The organism is Streptomyces sp. NBC_00576 (assembly GCF_036345175.1).
GTDB lineage: Bacteria > Actinomycetota > Actinomycetes > Streptomycetales > Streptomycetaceae > Streptomyces.
In genome coordinates, this window is the sequence record NZ_CP107780.1 from 6,672,560 (window position 1) to 6,691,574 (window position 19,015).

Consider the following 19,015-nt stretch of genomic DNA (forward strand, 5'->3'; position numbering starts at 1 on the left):
GTGTGAAGAATGACTGGGAAGGCGTATGCGGCCGGTGCTAACGTGAAAAACGCTCAGGACAGGGCAAGATGACCCATCGGTAATCTGTGTGACGCCTGAGCTTCCACATCCCCGCCGCTCCACCACCCCCGAACCCGCACGACGTCCACACGTGCGAGCCGTACGATCCGGTGTCTGAACAGCGGCGCCGCCGAATCCGTACATCTGTGGTGAACCCACCGGAGGTGCACGTCCACCGGAAGGCCGCTGCACGCCACAGGAGCCGCTCGTGTCCTCGTCGTTCCCGTCCTCTCCGTCTTCCCCGGCCTCGCAGCGGATAGTGACCGCCGTCGGGTACGACGGCGAGCCGCTTCTGGTCGAGCCCGAGATACGGCGACTGGACGGGGCTGTGCGGGAGGTGTCCGTACCGGCGTTCGTCGCGCCAGTGACGTACGGCTCGCTCGCGGAGCTCCCCTTCGACAACGCGAACGAGGCGCCCGAGGCGACGGTCCTCAGCCGCCGTACGCCGGACGGGACCTGGGAACATGTCACGGCGGCCGAGTTCGCCGAGCAGGTCCTCGCGGTGGCCAAGGGGCTGATAGCCGAGGGACTGATGCCGGGCGACCGGCTGGCCATCATGGCGCGCACGACGTACGAGTGGACGCTCATGGACTTCGCCGCGTGGGCGGCGGGCCTGGTGACCGTACCCATCTACCCGACGTCCTCCGCCTTCCAGACCCGCTGGATCCTCCAGGACTCCGGCGCCGTTGCCCTCGCCGCAGAGACCGTCGCCCAGGCCGCCGCCCTCGGCCCGGAACGCGACCGCATCCCCGACCTCAAGCACATGTGGGTCTTCGAGAAGGGGCACCTGGACCGGCTCGCGGAGCTCGGCAAGGACGTGCCGGACCAGGAAGTCGCCGTACGGCGCGGGGTGCTGGGACCCGACACCCTCGCCACGCTCATCTACACCTCGGGCACGACGGGCCGCCCGAAGGGCTGCGCGCTCTCGCACGGCAACTTCTTCGCCGAGGTCGACAACGCCATCGAACTCCTCTACCCCGTCTTCCGGGAACGGACGAAGGAGGACGCGTCGGTACTGCTGTTCCTGCCGATGTCGCACGTCTTCGGCCGGATGGTGGCCATCGCCTGCATCCGGGCGGGGATACGGCTGGGCCATGCCCCGAGCCTCAAGTCGGAAGACCTGCTGGGGGACCTGGCCGCATTCAAGCCCACCTGTCTGCTCGCCATCCCGTACATGCTGGAGAAGGTCTTCAACACGGCCCGCGCGAGGGCCGAGACGGGCAAGCGGCTCTCGTCCTTCGACCGCGCGGTGGGCGTGGCCCGCCGCTACAGCGAGGCGGTGGAGGAGCAACGGCACGGCATCGGCAACGGCCCCAGCCGTGCGCTGCGCACCGCGCGCAGCTTCTACGACCCGCTCGTGTACCGCCGTATCCGCAACGCCATGGGCGGCAGGGTCCGTTACATGATCTGCGGCGGCTCACCCCTCGGCCGCCCCCTGGCCGGGTTCTTCGCCGGCGCCGGCATCGAGATCTACGAGGGCTACGGCCTGACCGAGTCCACGGGCGCGGCCACGGTCACGCCCCCGCTCAAACCCCGCGTGGGGACGGTGGGTTGGCCTCTCCCCGGCACCCGTGTCCGGATCGCCGCCGACGGCGAGGTACTGCTGGCGGGCGAGCAGATCCTGCGCGGCTACTGGGACCCGGGCGCCGGCGGTGTCGTCCCGGCGGCGCCGGAGGGCTGGCTGGCGACGGGCGACATCGGCTCCCTCGACGAAGAGGGCTATCTGACGATCACCGGCCGCAAGAAGGAGATCCTGATCACGGCCGGCGGCAAGAGCGTGGCCCCGGCACCCATGGAGAACTGGCTGCGGGCCCACCCCCTGATCTCCCAGGCGATGGTCCTGGGCGACGGCCGCCCCTACATCTCGGCGCTGATCACCCTCGACGCCCCCGGCCTCACCCACTGGCGCCAGATGCAGGGCAAGCACCCGGTACCGGCCGAACTCCTCATGGACGACCCCGACTTGAGGGCAGTCATCCATCGGGCGGTGGAGGAGGCCAACAAACTCGTCTCCCGCCCGGAGTCGATCCGCCGCTTCACCATCCTCCCCGTCGACTTCACGGAGGAGGAGGGACATCTGACGCCGTCGATGAAGCTGCGACGGTTCGAGATCATGCGGGACTTCGCGGATGAGGTGGAGGGGTTGTACGAGAAGTAGGCAGGGGCGGGGCGTTGTGATCGTGGGGCGCGGGGCTGTGTCGTTGTGCGGCTCCGCCGAGGGGGAGCGGCCAGCCCCCACCGGCCAGCCCCCACGACCCGCAGCCGACGTACGACCCACCTACCTTCGGCAGCTCTCAGCGACGGTATCCGCGAACACCCGCGCGATCGGACTCAGCGCATCCCACCGCCGCACAGCCCACCCCACCGCCAACGGCCGCAACGCAGGCAGCGGGATCAGCCGAACCGGCCCCTCGCTCCCCGGCACCACCAAATCAGGCACAGCCGGAACAACCGCGCACCCCAGCCCCAACTCGGCCAGCAACAAAGCCGTATCCCAGTCGGCGACACTCGTATCGAACACCGGCCGCACCCCCACCTCCGCGAACGCCGCGTCCAGATGCGCGGCAGACGTGGAGTTCGGCGGCAGTTGGATCAACCGCAGGTCGCGCAGATCCTCGACCTCGGCATACGCCCGCCGCGCGAGACCCTCACCCGCACCCACAGCGAGCACCCACGGCAACTCCATCACCACCCGCTGCTCGATCCCCCGCACCGGCGCCCCGATGGTGATCCACGCCAGATCCAGCTCACTGTCGGCCAGCGCGGCGAAACACCCCCGGCTGGAGTTCTCCGTACGGAACTCCAGGCTCACCCTGGGGTGTTGACGCCGGAAGGTGACGACCGCCTCCGCCATGAAGTGCCGCACAGTGGTGGCGCCGGTGGCGACCCGCACCGACCCGCTCTCACCGTCGACGAGATCCTTGAGCTGCCGCAGCGCGAGATCCAGCCCGGCGATCCCCTGCGAGGCGGCGGCCTGCAACACCCGCCCGGCCTCGGTCGGTACGACACCTCGCGCGTGCCGTTCCAACAGGGCGACGCCCGTCTCCCGCTCCAGCCGCTTCACATGCTGGCTCACTGCCGACTGCGTACACGCGAGGTCACGGGCGACCGCGCTCAGGCTCCCCGCCCGGCACACAGCCACAAAGACGCGCAGGTCATCCAGAGTCACAACACCCAAGCTAACACTTGGAGTTGGTGACAGAACCTTAGGATTGACTGGGTACGGGCGAGTACGTCACGATCGGTGCAGGGCCCAGGCGGCAACCCGTCCCGCGCCCCCGCCGGGGTCCGGACCAAAGGGTGGGGAGCGGACGGGTGCCGACCTTTCGCGCACCGAGAGGACGCCACCCCATGTCCGCTTCCCCTCCCTCGTCCCTTCCCTCTTCCCCTTCACCTCCCTCTGCTGTCGTTCCGTCCGCCGCCGCCCAAGCCGTGGGATTTCTGAGGCAGCTGGGCCGCCGAACAGATAGCGCATCCCGGCGGCACCCTGCTCGCCCACCTCTGCCGGGTCTACCGTCTGCTCGCCGCCTGGGAGGCCCGGCCCGCGCTCCGCCTCGCGGGCCTCTGCCACGCCGCCTACGGCACCGACGGCTTCCCCACCGCCCTGCTGTCCCTCGATCGCCGCGTCGAGCTGGCGAGGGTGATCGGCCCGGAGGCGGAGGAGATCGTCCACGTCTACGCCGCCATGGACCGCAAGGCGACCTACCCGCACCTGGCAGCCCCGGACTCGCCGTTCCACGACCGTTTCATCGGTGGAACGCGGACGGTGGACCGTGCCCGGCGCCAGGACATCGCCGAACTGACCGCCGCCAACGAACTCGACCTGGCCCGCGAGAACCCCCTCTTCCGCGAACAGCGGGGCCCGGACCTGCTCGCCCGGTTCACCGGCTTCCAGCCCCTCCTGAGCGGACGGGCATGGGAGGACGTGGCGGCGACGCTGGGCCGCTGAAGTCGCTGGTCCCGGTCCTGCCGGCTCAAAAGAGCGGCGCGCGCTCCGCAGGCCTGGACCGGAGTACCGTGGCAGTACCGAGCGCACTTCGCACGCCGTCAGCCGTTTCGGCGTCGCCCTCGGGGAACGGCAATGCCGGATCGCCTCGCGTCCGGTCGGAAATGAGCCGCCCCACATGAGCCTGATGAGTCTCGGAGTACTCGCCTCCTCGCACAAGGAGAACGAGTTCCGCCTGCCCCTGCACCCCCGCCACCTCGACCGAATCGCACCGGACCTGCGCGAGAAGATCTTCCTCGAACAGGGCTACGGCGAGCGCTTCGGCGTCGCCGACGACGCGCTGCGCCCCCTCGTGGCCGGGCTGCGCACCCGCGAGCAGCTCATCGCCGAGTGCGACGTCATGCTGCTGCCCAAGCCGATGCACGACGACATCGCCGAGCTGCGCGAGGGCCAGGTGCTGTGGGGCTGGCCGCACTGCGTGCAGGACGAGAAAATGACCCAGATCGGCATCGACCGACGGCTGACCCTGATCGCCTGGGAAGCCATGAACCACTGGACCTCCGCGGGCGCCTTCAGCGTCCATGTGTTCCACAAGAACAACGAGCTGGCCGGCTACTGCTCGGTGCTGCACGCCCTCCAGCTAGGCGGGCTGACCGGCCACTACGGCCGCCGCCTGCGCGCGGTGGTCATCAGCTTCGGTGCCACGGCGCGCGGAGCGGTCACGGGCCTGGGCGCCATGGGGGTCACCGACGTCACGGTGCTCACCCAGCGCGCCGCCGCGGCCGTGGCCTCGCCGATGCCCTCGGTGGTGATGGCCCACTTCGAGGAGCAGGACGACGATCCCTCGCGCCTGCGGGCAGTCACCGCTGCCGGTTCCATGCCGCTGGCCGAGTACCTGGCCGGGTTCGACGTCATCGTCAACTGCATCCTGCAGGACACCGACGCGCCGCTCATGTTCGTCAACGACGAGGAACTCGCCCTCTTCCGGCCGGGGACCTGCTTCATCGACGTGGCCTGCGACGAGGGCATGGGCTTCTCCTTTGCCCGCCCGACCACGTTCGGCGAGCCCATGTACAAGGTGGGGCCGGGCTGCCACTACTACGGGGTCGACCACAGCCCGTCCCACCTGTGGAACTCCGCCACCTGGGAGATCAGCGAGGCGCTCCTGCCCTACCTGCGCAAGGTCATGAGCGGCCCGGCGGCATGGGACGCCGACGTCACGGTCAGCAAGGCCATCGAGATCCGCGACGGTGTCGTCCAGAACCCGAAAATCCTCTCCTTCCAGCACCGGTCGGCCACCTACCCGCACGCGCCGGAGGTCCCGGTCGCTTCGTGAGCCCGGGCGGCCCGGCAGTCCGCCAGGCCGACGTTCAGTGGCACGTGGCTGCCCCGGCGGAACTTCCCGCCGGGGCACGGTCAGCTCCTGACGGTTGCTGATGGAACCGGCGCCGGTGGCGCTACGCTGCTGTGTCGTGCAGGAGACACGCCTCGACATTGATCGGATCCGGGCGGCCCGCCGGGCGATCGACCCGGTCTTTCTCGACACCCCGCTGTATCGCTGCGAGGCGCTGGAGCCCGGCCTCGGGTGCGCGGTGAGCATCAAGCTCGAGACGGCGAACCCGGTCCGCAGCTTCAAGGGTCGTGGCACCGAGGTGGTCGCGAGTCTGCTCGCCGAGCAGCATGGTTCGCGAGCCGTGGTGTGCGCCAGCGCGGGCAACCTCGGCCAGGCCCTCGCCTGGTCGGGGCGCGGCCGGGGGCTCGACGTGACCGTTGTGGCATCCCGCTTCGCGACTCGGGCCAAGCTTGATCGCATCCGCGCGTTGGGCGCCCGGCTGGAACTGGTGGACGGCGACCACGAGATGGCTCGCGAGCGGGCGGCGGCCATCGCGCGGTACGACGGTATCCGGCTGGTCGAGGACAGCCTGGACATCGAGACCTGCGAGGGCGCGGCGACCATCGGCCTGGAACTGGTGGACACCGCGCCGGAGTTCGACACCGTCCTGATCGCGCTCGGCGGCGGGGCAATGGCCACCGGCGTGGGTCATGTGGTGAAGGCCCTGGCACCCGAAGTCGAGGTGATCTGCGTCCAGCCGCTGGGCGCACCGGCGTTGACACTCTCGTGGCGCGAACGGCGCGTCGTCACCACCGACTCGACCGACACCATCGCTGACGGCGTCGCCGGCCGACGTCCCATCCCGGCCGTCCTGGACGACCTCCTCCTGGTCGCCGACGACGCCGTCCTGGTCCAGGAGGCGTCGATCATCGCCGGTATGCGGATGCTCCTCGACGACGCCGGCCTCGTCGTCGAACCCTCGGCCGCGCTCGGCGTCGCGGCGATCCTCGAAGACCGCGACCGCTTCGCCGGCCGACACGTGGTCACCATCGTGTGCGGCAGCAATGTCGACGCGGACGCCTATCGCGGGTGGGTCGGCGCGTCTCCCGTATGACGCTTGGGGTGCGTCACTGCCCGGCGGAGATCGACCAGCGGACCTCGGAGGTGCCGGTGACGTGGACGTACGCGTCCGGGTGGGCGGCGCTGACCTCGGACTCGTTGTAGATGCTGGCGACCTTGCCGTCCACACAGTCCTCGATGAAGGTCATGCCGAGGTCGGGGACCTCGACCTTCACGGTGCCCTTGCCCTCGCAGTTCAGGGCGATCCCGAGGTTTCCCTTACGGAGGCCGCCCTTGAAGGGGATGACACGACCGAACTGCCCGTTGGCGAACGAGGCGATGGTCTTTCGCTCGATCTCCGGAGCCTTGGTGACGGACTCGCCGTCGACCTCCTGAACGGCGTCAGCGTCAGCGTCGGCGACGGGCTTGGCGGAGGCGGCGGGGGCCTTGGGTGTCGCCGGGGTCGACTTCTTGGCCGAGGTCTTCGGGCCGTCGTCGCCGCTGGTGCAGGCGGTGCCGGTCAGCAGTACCGCCGCGCAGATCGCTGCCGCTGTGGCGGCGCGGGTGATCGTGGTCATGTCCTGATCATCACCGCGGCGGGTCCCGGTAAGTCCGCCTCGGCCGCGTACGCAGCACAGCTGTTACACAGCGGCCTGGCGGAGGAAGGCGGACCAGGTGGTGGGGGAGAGGGTGAGGTGGGGGCCGGTGGGATTCTTGGAGTCGCGGAGGTGGATGGCGTGGGGGCAGGCGGCGACCTCTACGCATTCGCCGCCCCCGCCGCTGCTGCGGCTGGACCTGCGCCAGGTGTAGGCGGCTTCGAGGCAGTCGCCGCCCTCACCGTCGCTGTAGCTGGATTTGAACCAGTTGAGTACCTCGCCGCTCATAGCTCCTCCAGCTTCTTTTCGATCAACGAACGGGACTCGCGAGGCGAAAGCGCCATCGCTCGCATGATCCCATAGCGGTCGGCGATCTTCCTGACCTCTTCGGGATCGGTGATCAGACGCGGGTAGCCCTGGGCCTCCGTGTAGGCCACCTGCCCTTGGCTCTTGGGCACGAGCAGGTTGAAAGCGCCGCCCAGGCAGGGGTGTTCCTCGCACCGGGTCGGCATTACCTGGATCTCAACGTTCCGCATATTGTTGAGGTGCACGATGCGCCGCAACTGCTCCTGGTGGACGGGGCGTCCACCGATCGGCCGGTCCAGTACGACCTCTTCGAGTACGTAACTCACGATCGGCGCCGGCCAACGATCGAAGACCTTCTGGCGGTCGAGCCTGTCGGCCATGCGCTTCTCGATGAGCTGTTCGCTGAGGAAAGGGCGCCGTTTGCTGAACACCGCTTGGGCGTGATCCTCAGTCTGAAGCAGCCCGTGCACCGCGTGGTTGCAGTAGTGGTGGAGCTCAATGGCCTCCGCCTCCATGTCTGCGTACCCTCGGTACCACTCGGGATGACGAGTTCGTGCCTTCTTCATCGCGGCCTCGACCTCAGGGATTGCCTGCGTCAACAACCCACCGGCGTTGAGGAGTTCATCCGCCTTCTTCAGGAGCTCGGGCCTCGTAATCCGCACCCCTCGCTCCATGGCGGAGATGGCATCCGGCCCGTACCCCACCATCTCCCCGAACTGCTTCTGTGTCAGCCCCTCCCGCTCTCGCAAGACCTTGAGCATCTTGCCCAGCGCGGTGAACAGTCCCCAGGTGCCGTCCTCCTCCGCAGGGGTCTCCGGCCTCTGATCCGCATCCTCAGTCACGTACGCCACCGCCCTCACCTCATAGTGGTCACGGCCGACAGCCCGTACCCCTAACCCACCGCACCCGTACGGATACCTGGAGTCCACCCGTCGCCCCTGGTCAGGGTAGGACGAAGCGACCACGCTCAGTCACGTGAACTCACAAATCTCCACCCCCCTCTCCACCCCCACCGACGAACTGGCCCAGCGCCTCAGCTGCACCCCACGCGGCGCCCGCCTGGCCAGACGCCTCACCGCCCAGCAACTCGCCGAGTGGGGATACCCGCACGACAGCGACGTGAACGACGTCGCGCAACACGTCGTTGCCGAACTCGCCGCGAACGCCGTCACGCACGGCCGCGTACCGGGACGGGACTTCGAACTCCGCCTCCTGCTGCTCCCGGAGGACACCCTGCGTATCGAGGTGAGCGATACGCGGGGCGACCGGCAACTGCGGATCGTGCCCCGGTGGGAGATCGACGAAGCCGGCCGGGGCCTGGTCATCGTGTCGGTCCTTGCCCGTACCTGGGGCGTGGCGGAGCGGGACGTCGGCAAGACGGTGTGGGTGGAGCTCCCTCTCAAAGGTGGATCGGTGCGCTGACGTTCTCGTCGAAGTTGGTGGACGCTCGACGCCATCGCCCCTGCGGGCTCACGAAGTAGGCAGCGGAGCGGTCATCTCCAGTTTCCAAAGCGGTAGTTGAGTCCAGCCATGGCCTCAAGGCCGCCCCGCCATGCCTCAGAGTGACACCACCGGCGAGAGTGACTCCAGATGGCTATTTAGGCGTGAATGGCATGAATTTCTGTCAGGAATCATTAAAGAATGCCCGCGCTGTGAACTTTTTTACGTGCTCCTGAAATTATCCCAAAGGGGACTAAATGCCCATCGAGTGATGTCGCTCAAGGGTCTCGGACCTCCCGGTATGCGTGCTTCTTGATCTCACTTTTACCGGAACATCAGGTTCCACATGAAGGGCTCTGCAGGTGACTGCGAAGATTCGCTCACCTTTTCTCCGTACCTGCCTTACGGGGGCCAGCCATGCGTCACCGACCAATCGGCGCGGCCCTCATCGCGGAGAACAGCGGTATGGCGTTTTCTCGGTCATGTATTTATCGGGTACATGCCGCTTTATCCTGAGGAAGTAGGGGGAAAGAATTGCCAAAAGAAGTGAGTATACGTGACGCGCATCCGCTCGCGCTCGCTGCGCGGATGCTGCTCGCCCAGGCCGTTCTTTGCTACCTGGTGCTCCTGATACTGCTCTTCGCTGAAGGAATGTTCTATTTTGGGGCGCGTGTGGCATTGCTGCATGCGCTCGAGCGAGCTGCGGCAGCGGGCGTGGTGCTCGCCGTGGTAGTCACCCTCTCGCAGCTCAAGGAAGCGAAAAGCGGGTCAGGTATCTCCGCGCGCTCAATGCTTGGCATCGAGCGCTTCGATATCCCTCTCGCGATGACCGGATCCGCTTCCCGCGGTATCCAGGAGACACTGCAGTCGGTACCAGGCGTCGGCAACGTCATAGTTCTGGGCGACCAGAGTTGGGGCATAGTTTTGAAAGGTCCCGCTCGGTGGTTCGCAAGAGTCCACGTCACTGTGACCGGCGAGCGGCTGGCCGTAGTGGAGGCGGGACCACGGCATCCTTTCTTCTTTCCCGCCGGTGCCGGAAGGCGAACGGTCGGTGCTTTGACCAAGAAGCTGGGTGAACGGTGAGGCTCCGGGGCGTTGAGGGCCGACCATCCATGCCAAGTGGGAAGTGGCAGACCCTAACCTCTCTGACGGCAACTCAAGTCGCTATAGGGGGCGATACTGCGTGGACGCAGAGAAATTTCAGCGCACGATGGGCGACCTCGGCGGCAAAGTATATGGCGCCCTTCGAGAGGGGCGACCGGTAGCAAGTCTTGCTGAAGAACTCGCATGCTTCATATTTGACTGGGGTCGTACAACTCCAGCGGTCCGTCAGTTGATCGAAACGAGGCTCGCCGACATTTCGGAACCTCATTCGGTGAGATTGGCGAAGGAACTTCTCCAGGATATTGGCTTCGATCCCGGATTTACCCTTGCACCCCATCGGATCGACAATCTTCGGCTAGCACTTCAAGGAGTCCAAGCAGACCTCCCCGGGGGGCGACTCTTTGACGGAATGCACCTGAGGTTCGAAGAAGAAGAATACGGAGCAAGGGCAAGGGTCGCCTTGCGGGAGTCGCTTCTCAGTACTGGAACTGGAGTTCCCGCAGCTGCTGGGGATGATCCAGTGGATGCTCTCGTTGCTATTGCGGATGAAGTGCAGGGTGAGATAGCTGATCGATTTCGGCTTGTCTGGCCGGAGTGCCCGGCGCACAAACTGGGGACTCATCCGGTCGAAGCAGATTCATCAGCCTGGTGGCATTGTCGTGCGGATGGAGGGCACTTCGTCGCCCGCGTCGGGAGCCTGCCGCGCGAAGATACCCTCTAAAGGCTGTCCCGCAATCCGAATCTCCTACTCGCCACTCTTGACATATAAATGTCCTGATGGGAAGAAAGAAATGAGCAGAAGCGAAGTGCGTGACGGTATTATCCTGCTGTTTGTCGCACTCCTGGAAGGCTCCCTGATCCTCGGCGGGAAACTCCACACCGCATGGGCGATCACTGTATCGATCCTCTACGTGATCTCCCTGGCGTCCTATGCTCGCGGCCTCGTACGACGACGCTGCTGACTCACACCGCACCTTCAAGGCCCAGTACAACGGCGGCCCACTGAATTCCTCAGTGGGCCGCCGCTGTGCACGAAGAAGGATGATGCGTCCTGCTGGGTGCTGCCCGGCAGCCGTGGCGTACTCCAGCGGTAGATCGTGTTCTTGGTCCTTCCCGGTCATCTTCTTGGCGCCGGGAGATGGAAGGTCAACTGCGGGGGATACCCCGGCCGCACCTCGGCGCATCCGCCGAGGGCCGCCTGAATGGTCCTTGACCTACGGGCTATCTTGCCCGGCATGCAGACTGTGAACTGGAGCGATGTCCGGGAGCGGACGGTCGCTCTCTATGCACGGCAGGGCTCGAGGGCCGGTGCCGGTGTCGTTCTGCCGCCGGTCCTGAGTGAGACCCAGGTGTGTCAGGCCGAGGAGCAGTTCGGTGTGGTGTTTCCCGACGACTATCGCCAGTACCTGCTGCGTGTCAGTGCCGGCGGGCGGGTTCGCACGCTCCGGGTCGATCAGAGTGGCTGGCGCTGGGACGGCGATCGGTCTGAGGACCGTGCGAACCTGCATGTTCCGTTCCCGGACCACGAGACCGCTCTCGCAGCGAGCGAAGATATTTGGCTGATGGAACCCCAGGAGGGTGACTACGCCTCTGCTGCGGCCTACCAAGCCGATCACGACGCGTGGCGGGAGACGGCCGATGCCGCCGAGTACGCGCGGACTTCCGGGGCCGTCTCTCTCTGCGATGACGGCTGCGGCTTCTATACCCTCCTCGTGGTCAGCGGGCCCATGCGTGGCGCCATGTGGTTCGACGGACGCGCGACCTGCGATCGCCTCAACCCGCTCTTGAACGACGACGGACAGCCCGCCACCTTCGGCGAGTGGTATCTGGACTGGCTCACCCGCGAGGAGCCGCTGACAACCCCGGAACTGCGTCGTGCGGCAAGCGACCGCTGGCACGCAGGGACGGACGTGCCCATCTGTCTGCGCTGGTTCGACTCGTAAGCCGTCAGTGCTCTGGCCGCGATCGTGCTGGTGGGGGCTGATGGCGCGGATCACAGGCTGTGTCGCGCGGGTCGAACCCCGTCGCCGGGTCCGGCGGTTGGTGCTCGGACTCCTGTCGGACTTGCCCCGCAAGAACTGCTGGAGTGCTATTGAACTTGAATACGTGATGTCAGGGCCCGCCGCTCGGCGATGACAGGCCCAGCACGCGGCGATGAAGGGCCCCTACCTTCGCTGATCGGACCACGCGCGGTTTCGGGTCCCCCATCTGCCCAGCCATGGACACCGACATCCAGATCGGGCTGACGGGTCAGAAGCTGCTGCCGCTGTCGGTCGTTTAAGGCTCCCGCCCGGCGGGCGTGCGGTAGTTTCCCCGCCGTGATTGAACTTGGACCGGTCGCCTGGCCACCTGCCCCGATCAGGACCGAGCGGCTCGTGCTCCGTGAGCAGAGGAACTCCATGCTCGAAGGCTTACCAGGTTCTCCTTGCGCATGATGCTTGACTTCACAAGACCCAAGTACGACATTCCCGCCCCATGAACCCAGAATCGGACTCTGCGAGACGTATCGAACTCCCCTCCAGACGAGGCGTGTTGGCAGGCGCCGCCGCAGTGGCCGGTGTTGCGGTCGGGGCGGACATGGGTGCCGCCCCAAAGGCACGGGCGGCCGCCGTCCTGCCCCTCCTCGGGACGTACGACGTCGTGGTCGTCGGAGCGGGCGCCGCCGGGATGACCGCCGCGCTCACGGCCGCCAAACAGGGGCTGACCTGCATAGTCGTCGAGAAGGCACCCACCTTCGGCGGGTCCGCCGCCCGTTCCGGTGCCGGGATCTGGATCCCCAACAACCCGGTGATCCTGGCGGCCGGAGTGCCGGACACCCCGGCCAAGGCCGCCGCCTACCTCGCAGCGGTCGTCGGGCCGGAGGTCCCCGCCGCCCGTCAACAGGCCTTCCTGGCCCACGGACCCGCCATGCTCTCCTTCGTCATGGCGAACAGCCCCCTCCGATTCCGCTGGATGGAGGGATACAGCGACTACTACCCGGAGTTGCCCGGCGGTCTCCCCAACGGCCGTTCCATAGAGCCCGATCAGCTCGACGGGAAGGTCCTGGGCGCCGAACTCGCCCACCTCAACCCGCCCTACCTCGCCGTCCCGGCCGGAATGGTCGTCTTCAGCACCGACTACAAGTGGCTGGCCCTCGCCGCCGTGAGCGTGAAGGGCGCGGCCGTCGCCGTCGAGTGTCTGGCGCGCGGCACGAAGGCTGCCCTCAAGGGGCAGACGCCGCTCACCATGGGCCAGGCCCTCGCCGCCGGACTGCGCGCGGGGCTGGCGTCGGCGGGGGTGCCCGTCTGGCTCAACACCCCTCTCACAGACCTCCACTTGGAGTCCGGAGCGGTCACCGGCGCCGTCGTCACCCAGGGCGGCGCCCCCGGTCTCCTCCGCGCCCGGCGCGGCGTGATCGTCGGCTCGGGCGGCTTCGAGCACAACGCGGCGATGCGCGCCCAGTACCAGCAGCAGCCCATCGGTACGGAGTGGACGGTCGGCGCGAAGGAGAACACGGGGGACGGAATCCGGGCGGGCGAACGGGCCGGGGGCTCCCTGGCCCTGATGGACGACGCCTGGTGGGGCCCGGCGATCCCGCTGCCCGGCGAGCCGTACTTCTGCCTGGCCGAACGCACCCTCCCCGGCGGCCTGTTGGTCAACGCGGCGAGCTCCCGCTTCGTCAACGAGGCGGGTCCCTACAGCGATGTCGTCCACACCATGTACGAGGGCGACGCCACCGACCCCGACATCCCGGCCTGGCTGATCGTCGACCAGAACTACCGCAACCGCTACCTCTTCAAGGACATCTCCCCGACCTTCGTACTCCCGGCCGACTGGTACAACTCCGGTGCCGCGTACAAGGCGTGGACCCTCGACGCCCTGGCGACCTCCATCGGCGTCCCGCCCGCCGCCCTGCGCACCACGGTCAGCCGCTTCAACTCCCTTGCCCTGAACGGCGACGACACCGACTTCGGGCGCGGCGACAGCGCGTACGACCACTACTACACCGACCCGTCCATCCTCCCGAACTCCTGCCTGGCCCCCCTGTGGCTGCCCCCGTACTACGCCTTCCGGATCGTCCCCGGCGACCTCGGCACCAAGGGCGGCCTGCGCACGGACGCCCGGGCGCGGGTACTGCGGGCCGACGGCACGGCGATCCCCGGCCTGTACGCCGCCGGCAACGCCAGCGCCGCCGTCATGGGCCACAGCTACGCGGGCGCGGGCTCGACGATCGGCCCGGCGATGACGTTCGGGTACGTGGCGGCACTGGCGGCGGCGGGGGTGCTCTGACGGAGGGGGGGACCACTGGGGCTCGCAGCCGGGATATGCCTGTGCGTTCGGCATGAACATGCCCTAGTCTCACGCTGATTGCTGGGGAGGCAACAGGTGCGTGTGAGGCACGGGGGGCGGCGTTTCGCCGTATCAAGAACGACGGTGGTGATCGCCATGTCCGTACTGGGCATGTCGCTCGTCACGGGATGCGGACAGCGGTACGCGGAGCCGTACGACACGCTGGCGCAGGTGCCCGAGAAGCTCGCCCGGAACGGCACGACCATCCTCGTCGGCGATCCAACCGCCGAGGTGACCGTGCACCTCTACGAGGACATGCGCTGCCCGTACTGCGAGGAGTTCGAGACGAAGGGCGGCGGCCCGGAACTCCAGAAGGCCGTGCTGTGGCGGAAGGTGAAGGCCGAGTACACCCTGGCCTCCTTCCTCGACGACAGACTCGGCGGCAGCGGCTCGAAGAAGGCGGCCAACGCGCTCCGGGCCGCCCTGGACGCCGGCAGGTTCGCCGAGTACCACGAGGTGCTGTACGCCAACCAGCCCGAGGAGTCGGTGGACGGCTTCACCGACGCCCGCCTCCTCGAACTGGCCGACGAGGTCGACGGGTTGCGCACCGCCGCGTTCGAATCGGCTGTGAAGACGATGAAGTACCGCGCCTTCGTGACCGCCGCCGAGCGCGCGTACGAGGCTGTCGGCGAGGAGCCGGGAAAGGGCCCGGGGACCCCGACCGCCGTGATCAACGACGTCCGTGTCCCCCAGGAGATCCGCGGGGTGCTGTACAACTCGAAGGTCTTCGCGGATCTGTTGCAGACGATCAAGGACCGCCCCGGAGAGTGGCAGGCGTACAAGGACTACCAGCCACTTCCGGACCCCGAGGACTACGGATACTAAGCCGCGCGCCTCAGACCTCAGACTCGGACCTCGGACCGTCACGGTTTGCGGGCCATCAGGAACGCCTGCGGGGACGACTCCCCGGCCGCCTCGTCCGCCGCCCGTACGGTCTGCGACGCGAGGGTGAACCCTGCCTCCGTCAGCAGGTCGGCGATCCGGTCGGGCCGGCGCCGCTGGAAGGTCATGGACACGGGGCGTCCGAAGGGCTGGTCATGATGCTTGTGCACGTCCCCGGCCTGGAAGCCGAGCAGCAGGTGCCCGCCCGGAGCGAGCACGCGAAGGAACTCGCCGAAGAGGGCGGGCAGTTGGTCGACCGGGGTGTGGATGGTCGAGTACCAGGACACGACTCCGGCGAGCGTCCCGTCGGCGAGGTCCAGCTCCAGCATCGAGCCCTGCTCGAACCGCAGCCCCGGATTCTCCCGCCGTGCCACCGCGAGCATCGACTCCGACAGGTCCAGCCCGAACACCGACAGCCCGAGCGAGTCGAGTAACGCGGTGACCCACCCCGGCCCGCACCCGAGATCGGCGACCTGGCCACTGCCGCCCCCTGAACCCCGTACGAACTCGGCATACGCGGCGAGCACGGCCCGCTCCAGCGGCTGGGCGGCGAGAGTGGAACGGAAGCGGGCGAAGTAGTCCTCGGCGATGGCGTCGTAGAAGACGCGGGTCGCGGCAACGAAGTCGGTGCCGGTGCCAGTGCCAGTGCTGGTGTCCATGGAGGGGACGCTAGCCGGGCCCACTGACAACGCGTCCGGAAAGGCAGGAGCTCCGATGCCGTGACGGCTCGGAGCTCCTTGGGGTACTGCACACGTTCCGGATCAGAGCATTTGGCTCAGGTGAGCCGACGCCTTAGACCGGGGTGACGTTCTCCGCCTGCGGGCCCTTCGGACCCTGCGTGACGTCGAAGGAAACCGCCTGGTTCTCTTCGAGAGAGCGGAATCCGCTCGCGTTGATCGCGGAGTAGTGGACGAAGACGTCCGGGCCGCCGCCTTCCTGGGCAATGAAACCAAAGCCCTTTTCGGCGTTGAACCACTTCACGGTTCCGGTAGCCATAAGCCCTCCTTGGGCCCAAAGGGTTGCCCTGCTCCAGAACCTGCAAGGTGTAAACAAAAGCTTGTAAACAACTGCATTCATCTGAATACGACGAGAGCCCGCGGTCAGATGCTCCGCAGGCTCTGTACTGCAAGGGAAACCAAACTGCAACTTGCGGCGAGCCTAGCATGCAGGCACCCGAATGCAATAGAGGTCAAGATCACGTCACTCAGACGTTTGAGGGGCGGCGTGCGGCCTTGACAACCCCAGGAGGACTCGCCGGACTCCAGGCCCGTTAGCCTCGCGATGTGGACAATTCTCGCACCCGGCCGCGCGTCGGCCACATCCAGTTCCTGAACTGCCTGCCCCTGTACTGGGGGCTCGCGAGAACAGGCACGCTCCTCGACTTCGAGCTGACCAAGGACACCCCTGAGAAGCTCAGCGAGAAGCTGGTGCGCGGCGATCTCGACATCGGGCCCATCACCCTCGTCGAGTTCCTCCGCAACGCCGATGACCTGGTCGCCTTCCCTGACATCGCCGTCGGCTGCGACGGCCCGGTGATGTCGTGCGTGCTCGTCTCCCAGGTCCCCCTGGACCGCCTGGACGGCGCACGGGTGGCGCTCGGCTCGACCTCCCGTACCTCAGTACGCCTCGCGCAGCTGCTCCTGGCCGAGCGTTATGGCGTACATCCTGACTACTACACGTGTCCGCCCGATCTCAGCCTGATGATGCAGGAGGCGGACGCGGCGGTGCTGATCGGGGACGCGGCCCTGCGCGCCAACCTCCTGGACGGCCCGCGCTACGGCCTGGAGGTGCACGACCTGGGTGCCCTGTGGAAGGAGTGGACGGGTCTGCCGTTCGTCTTCGCGGTGTGGGCGGCCCGGAAGGACTACCTGGCCCGCGAACCGGTCCTGACCCGGAAGGTCCACGAGGCGTTCCTCGCCTCCCGCGACGTCTCCCTGGAGGAGGTCGCCAAGGTGGCCGAACAGGCGGCCCGCTGGGAGGAGTTCGACGCAGGGGTTTTGGAGCGCTACTTCACGACCCTCGACTTCCGCTTCGGCGGGCCGCAACTGGCAGCCGTACGGGAGTTCGCCCGCCGGGTGGGCCCGACGACGGGCTTCCCCGCGGACGTGGAGGTCGACCTGCTGGAGCCGTAGGCTGCTGGTCGCGGACGGGACCGGCGCACGTATTACGGGCGCATGCGGCCGTACGAGGTACGCGGTACGAGGTGTACGGGGGAGAGGTGGGCGTCATGCAGCCGCTGGACGTCGGTGAGCCGGCCGTAGTGGGGCCCTACCGGCTGCTCGGGCGGCTCGGCTCGGGCGGGATGGGCCGGGTCTACCTGGGACGCAGCGCCGGTGGCCGTACCGTCGCGGTCAAGATCGTGCACCCGCACTTCGCGCTCGACGAGGAGTTCCGGGCCCGGTTCCGGCGCGAGGTCGAGGCGGCCCGGCGGGTCGGCGGCGCCTGGACGGCCCCCGTCCTGGACGCGGACCCGGAGGCCCCGGTGCCATGGGTGGCCACGGCGTACGCGGCCGGCCCCTCCCTGACGGCCGCGATCACGGACGACGGTCCCCTGCCCCTGGACTCCGTACGGGCACTGGGCGCCGGCCTCGCCGAGGCGCTGACCGCCGTACACGCCCTGAACCTCGTCCACCGGGACGTGAAACCGTCCAACGTCCTCCTCACCCTCGACGGCCCCCTCCTCATCGACTTCGGCATCGCCCGGGCCACGGACGGCACGGCGTCCCTGACATCGACCGGCGTCTCGGTCGGCTCGCCCGGCTACATGTCACCGGAACAGATCCTCGGCAACCCGGTCACGGGAGCGGCGGACGTCTTCTCCCTGGGTGCGGTACTGGCGTACGCGGCGACGGGCCGGTCCCCGTTCCCCGGTGACTCCTCGGCAGCGCTCTTGTACAAGGTTGTTCACGAAGCGCCCCAACTCGATGGGCTGGGTGGTGAGTTGCGGGAGGTGGTGGAGGGCTGCCTGGCGAAGGACCCCTCCGCACGACCGGCGCCCGGCGAGGTGGCCCGACGGCTCGCTCCGGAGGGGGCGGCGCGGCTGGTGGCGGGCGGGTGGCTGCCGGGGGCGGTGGTGGAGCGGGTCAGCCGGGGTGCGGTGGCGCTGCTGAACCTGGAGGTTCAGGAGGGTGCGCTGTCCGGGGCGGGGGCAGGGCTGGGCGAGTTCGGGCCGCCACCGGTGATGCCGGGGCAGGTGCTTCCGGGGCCTCGGGACGCGGAACCGGAGCCCGAGCCCGAGCCCGAGCCGACCGACCGTACGCCCGGCAAGGTCTCCGTGAGCGTGGCGGCGACCTCGGCACCCGTCGCCGGCGGGCGCGGACGGAAACTGAGCTGCACGGTGGCCCTCGCGGTGGCGGGCGCGCTGGCGGCGGTCACGGTGGGCTCGGGGTACGTGTTCGACCTGCTGCCGGGCGGTGACGGGGGCATCGGCTCGTCGGCGAGCGAGGACTCCGGCCAGGCTGCCGACAGCCCCGCATCGAGTACGGCTCCGAGTACGGTGCCGGGCCCGGTGAGCGGCACGATGACCGTCCCCGCGTCCTACGTCGGCACCTGGGAGGGGCCGGCCGTCGCCCTCGAGGGCACGCTACCGATGGGGACGTTCCGGGTGACGGTCCAACAGGCCGCCGTGGGCGACAAGTTGGGCACGTTCCGGCAGACCGACCAGATCGGCGGCATCTGCGACGACGACCTGTTCCTGAAGGAAGTCACGAAGAGCCGGCTGGTCGTCACGTCGGTCGCCGACAAGTCGAACCGGGACGTGTGTACGACGGGGTCGCACAGGGTGCTGCTCACTCCGGTGGGCGACGATTTGAAGTACGAGACGGACAATCCGGAGGCAGGGGATCCGGTGGCTCGGATGTCGCGGGTGGGGTAGGGAATCGGGCGGGTTTGCCCACCCACCCGCCCCCACCGCTTCTGCAGCACAGGCCTGGGCACATCATCTCGTCCGGTGCCTGAGAG

Annotated in this window: 17 protein-coding genes and 2 pseudogenes; 13 read left to right on the top strand and 6 right to left on the bottom strand. The window is 67.9% G+C overall.

Features of this window, described 5'->3' with window-relative positions; all coding sequences use genetic code 11:
- Nucleotides 1–319: 319 nt before the first annotated feature.
- The gene (locus OG734_RS28950; protein ID WP_330293825.1) at nucleotides 320–2,218 is read left to right on the top strand and encodes an AMP-dependent synthetase/ligase; all 1,899 of its coding nucleotides are present in this window, start codon (nucleotides 320–322) and stop codon (nucleotides 2,216–2,218) included.
- Nucleotides 2,219–2,338: 120 nt separating this feature from the next.
- On the opposite strand, the gene OG734_RS28955 is transcribed toward OG734_RS28950, so the two are convergent.
- On the bottom strand, nucleotides 2,339–3,229 hold the full coding sequence (locus OG734_RS28955; RefSeq protein ID WP_330290409.1) for a LysR family transcriptional regulator: 891 nt from the start codon (nucleotides 3,227–3,229) through the stop codon (nucleotides 2,339–2,341).
- Nucleotides 3,230–3,411: 182 nt separating this feature from the next.
- Between OG734_RS28955 and OG734_RS48090 the strand changes: the two are divergent.
- The 3 genes and pseudogenes from OG734_RS48090 (at nucleotide 3,412) to OG734_RS28975 (ending at nucleotide 6,453) form a co-directional block, all read left to right on the top strand.
- Nucleotides 3,412–4,009, top strand: a pseudogene (locus OG734_RS48090) (DUF6817 domain-containing protein).
- A 175-nt stretch (nucleotides 4,010–4,184) separates the two neighbouring features.
- Complete coding sequence (locus OG734_RS28970; RefSeq protein WP_330290411.1) at nucleotides 4,185–5,342, top strand: N(5)-(carboxyethyl)ornithine synthase; 1,158 nt, start codon at nucleotides 4,185–4,187, stop codon at nucleotides 5,340–5,342.
- A 136-nt stretch (nucleotides 5,343–5,478) separates the two neighbouring features.
- Nucleotides 5,479–6,453: a threonine ammonia-lyase gene (locus OG734_RS28975; protein WP_330290412.1), complete on the top strand. Its 975-nt coding sequence runs from the start codon at nucleotides 5,479–5,481 to the stop codon at nucleotides 6,451–6,453.
- Between the two features lie 13 nt (nucleotides 6,454–6,466).
- Here the strand turns inward: OG734_RS28975 and OG734_RS28980 are convergent, their stop codons facing one another.
- From OG734_RS28980 to OG734_RS28990, 3 genes are all read right to left on the bottom strand, one after another.
- Nucleotides 6,467–6,976: a hypothetical protein gene (locus tag OG734_RS28980; RefSeq protein WP_330290413.1), complete on the bottom strand. Its 510-nt coding sequence runs from the start codon at nucleotides 6,974–6,976 to the stop codon at nucleotides 6,467–6,469.
- 63 nt (nucleotides 6,977–7,039) lie between these two features.
- Nucleotides 7,040–7,282, bottom strand: a complete 243-nt coding sequence (locus OG734_RS28985; protein WP_330290414.1) for a DUF397 domain-containing protein — start codon at nucleotides 7,280–7,282, stop codon at nucleotides 7,040–7,042.
- Nucleotides 7,279–8,151, bottom strand: a complete 873-nt coding sequence (locus tag OG734_RS28990) for a helix-turn-helix domain-containing protein (RefSeq protein WP_443064933.1) — start codon at nucleotides 8,149–8,151, stop codon at nucleotides 7,279–7,281. The genes OG734_RS28985 and OG734_RS28990 overlap by 4 nt, the downstream gene beginning before the upstream one ends.
- A 124-nt stretch (nucleotides 8,152–8,275) precedes the next feature.
- Between OG734_RS28990 and OG734_RS28995 the strand changes: the two genes are divergently transcribed.
- The 7 genes and pseudogenes from OG734_RS28995 (at nucleotide 8,276) to OG734_RS29025 (ending at nucleotide 14,998) form a co-directional block, all read left to right on the top strand.
- The gene (locus tag OG734_RS28995; protein WP_330290415.1) at nucleotides 8,276–8,722 is read left to right on the top strand and encodes an ATP-binding protein; all 447 of its coding nucleotides are present in this window, start codon (nucleotides 8,276–8,278) and stop codon (nucleotides 8,720–8,722) included.
- 564 nt (nucleotides 8,723–9,286) lie between these two features.
- Nucleotides 9,287–9,823, top strand: a complete 537-nt coding sequence (locus OG734_RS29000) for a hypothetical protein (RefSeq protein ID WP_330290416.1) — start codon at nucleotides 9,287–9,289, stop codon at nucleotides 9,821–9,823.
- A gap of 827 nt (nucleotides 9,824–10,650) precedes the next feature.
- Nucleotides 10,651–10,806, top strand: coding sequence for a hypothetical protein (locus OG734_RS29005; protein ID WP_330290417.1), 156 nt, complete (start codon nucleotides 10,651–10,653; stop codon nucleotides 10,804–10,806).
- Between the two features lie 273 nt (nucleotides 10,807–11,079).
- Complete coding sequence (locus OG734_RS29010) at nucleotides 11,080–11,787, top strand: SMI1/KNR4 family protein (RefSeq protein WP_330290418.1); 708 nt, start codon at nucleotides 11,080–11,082, stop codon at nucleotides 11,785–11,787.
- Between the two features lie 375 nt (nucleotides 11,788–12,162).
- Nucleotides 12,163–12,231 (top strand): annotated as a pseudogene (locus OG734_RS29015) (GNAT family N-acetyltransferase); the annotation flags it as partial.
- An 88-nt stretch (nucleotides 12,232–12,319) separates the two neighbouring features.
- On the top strand, nucleotides 12,320–14,113 hold the full coding sequence (gene kstD, locus OG734_RS29020; protein ID WP_330290419.1) for a 3-oxosteroid 1-dehydrogenase: 1,794 nt from the start codon (nucleotides 12,320–12,322) through the stop codon (nucleotides 14,111–14,113).
- Nucleotides 14,114–14,269: 156 nt separating this feature from the next.
- Nucleotides 14,270–14,998 carry a DsbA family protein gene (locus tag OG734_RS29025; RefSeq protein WP_330290420.1) on the top strand — a complete coding sequence of 243 codons (729 nt, stop codon included), beginning with the start codon at nucleotides 14,270–14,272 and terminating at the stop codon, nucleotides 14,996–14,998.
- A 38-nt stretch (nucleotides 14,999–15,036) separates the two neighbouring features.
- Here the strand turns inward: OG734_RS29025 and OG734_RS29030 are convergent, their stop codons facing one another.
- Both OG734_RS29030 and OG734_RS29035 read right to left on the bottom strand, forming a co-directional pair.
- Entirely contained in the window at nucleotides 15,037–15,714 is a 678-nt protein-coding gene (locus OG734_RS29030) for a class I SAM-dependent methyltransferase (protein ID WP_330290421.1), read from the bottom strand.
- A gap of 133 nt (nucleotides 15,715–15,847) precedes the next feature.
- Nucleotides 15,848–16,051: a cold-shock protein gene (locus OG734_RS29035; protein ID WP_003998944.1), complete on the bottom strand. Its 204-nt coding sequence runs from the start codon at nucleotides 16,049–16,051 to the stop codon at nucleotides 15,848–15,850.
- A gap of 287 nt (nucleotides 16,052–16,338) precedes the next feature.
- Between OG734_RS29035 and OG734_RS29040 the strand changes: the two genes are divergently transcribed.
- Both OG734_RS29040 and OG734_RS29045 read left to right on the top strand, forming a co-directional pair.
- Nucleotides 16,339–17,187, top strand: coding sequence for a menaquinone biosynthetic enzyme MqnA/MqnD family protein (locus tag OG734_RS29040; protein WP_330290422.1), 849 nt, complete (start codon nucleotides 16,339–16,341; stop codon nucleotides 17,185–17,187).
- 95 nt (nucleotides 17,188–17,282) lie between these two features.
- Entirely contained in the window at nucleotides 17,283–18,929 is a 1,647-nt protein-coding gene (locus tag OG734_RS29045) for a serine/threonine-protein kinase (RefSeq protein WP_330290423.1), read from the top strand.
- Nucleotides 18,930–19,015 lie beyond the last annotated feature (86 nt).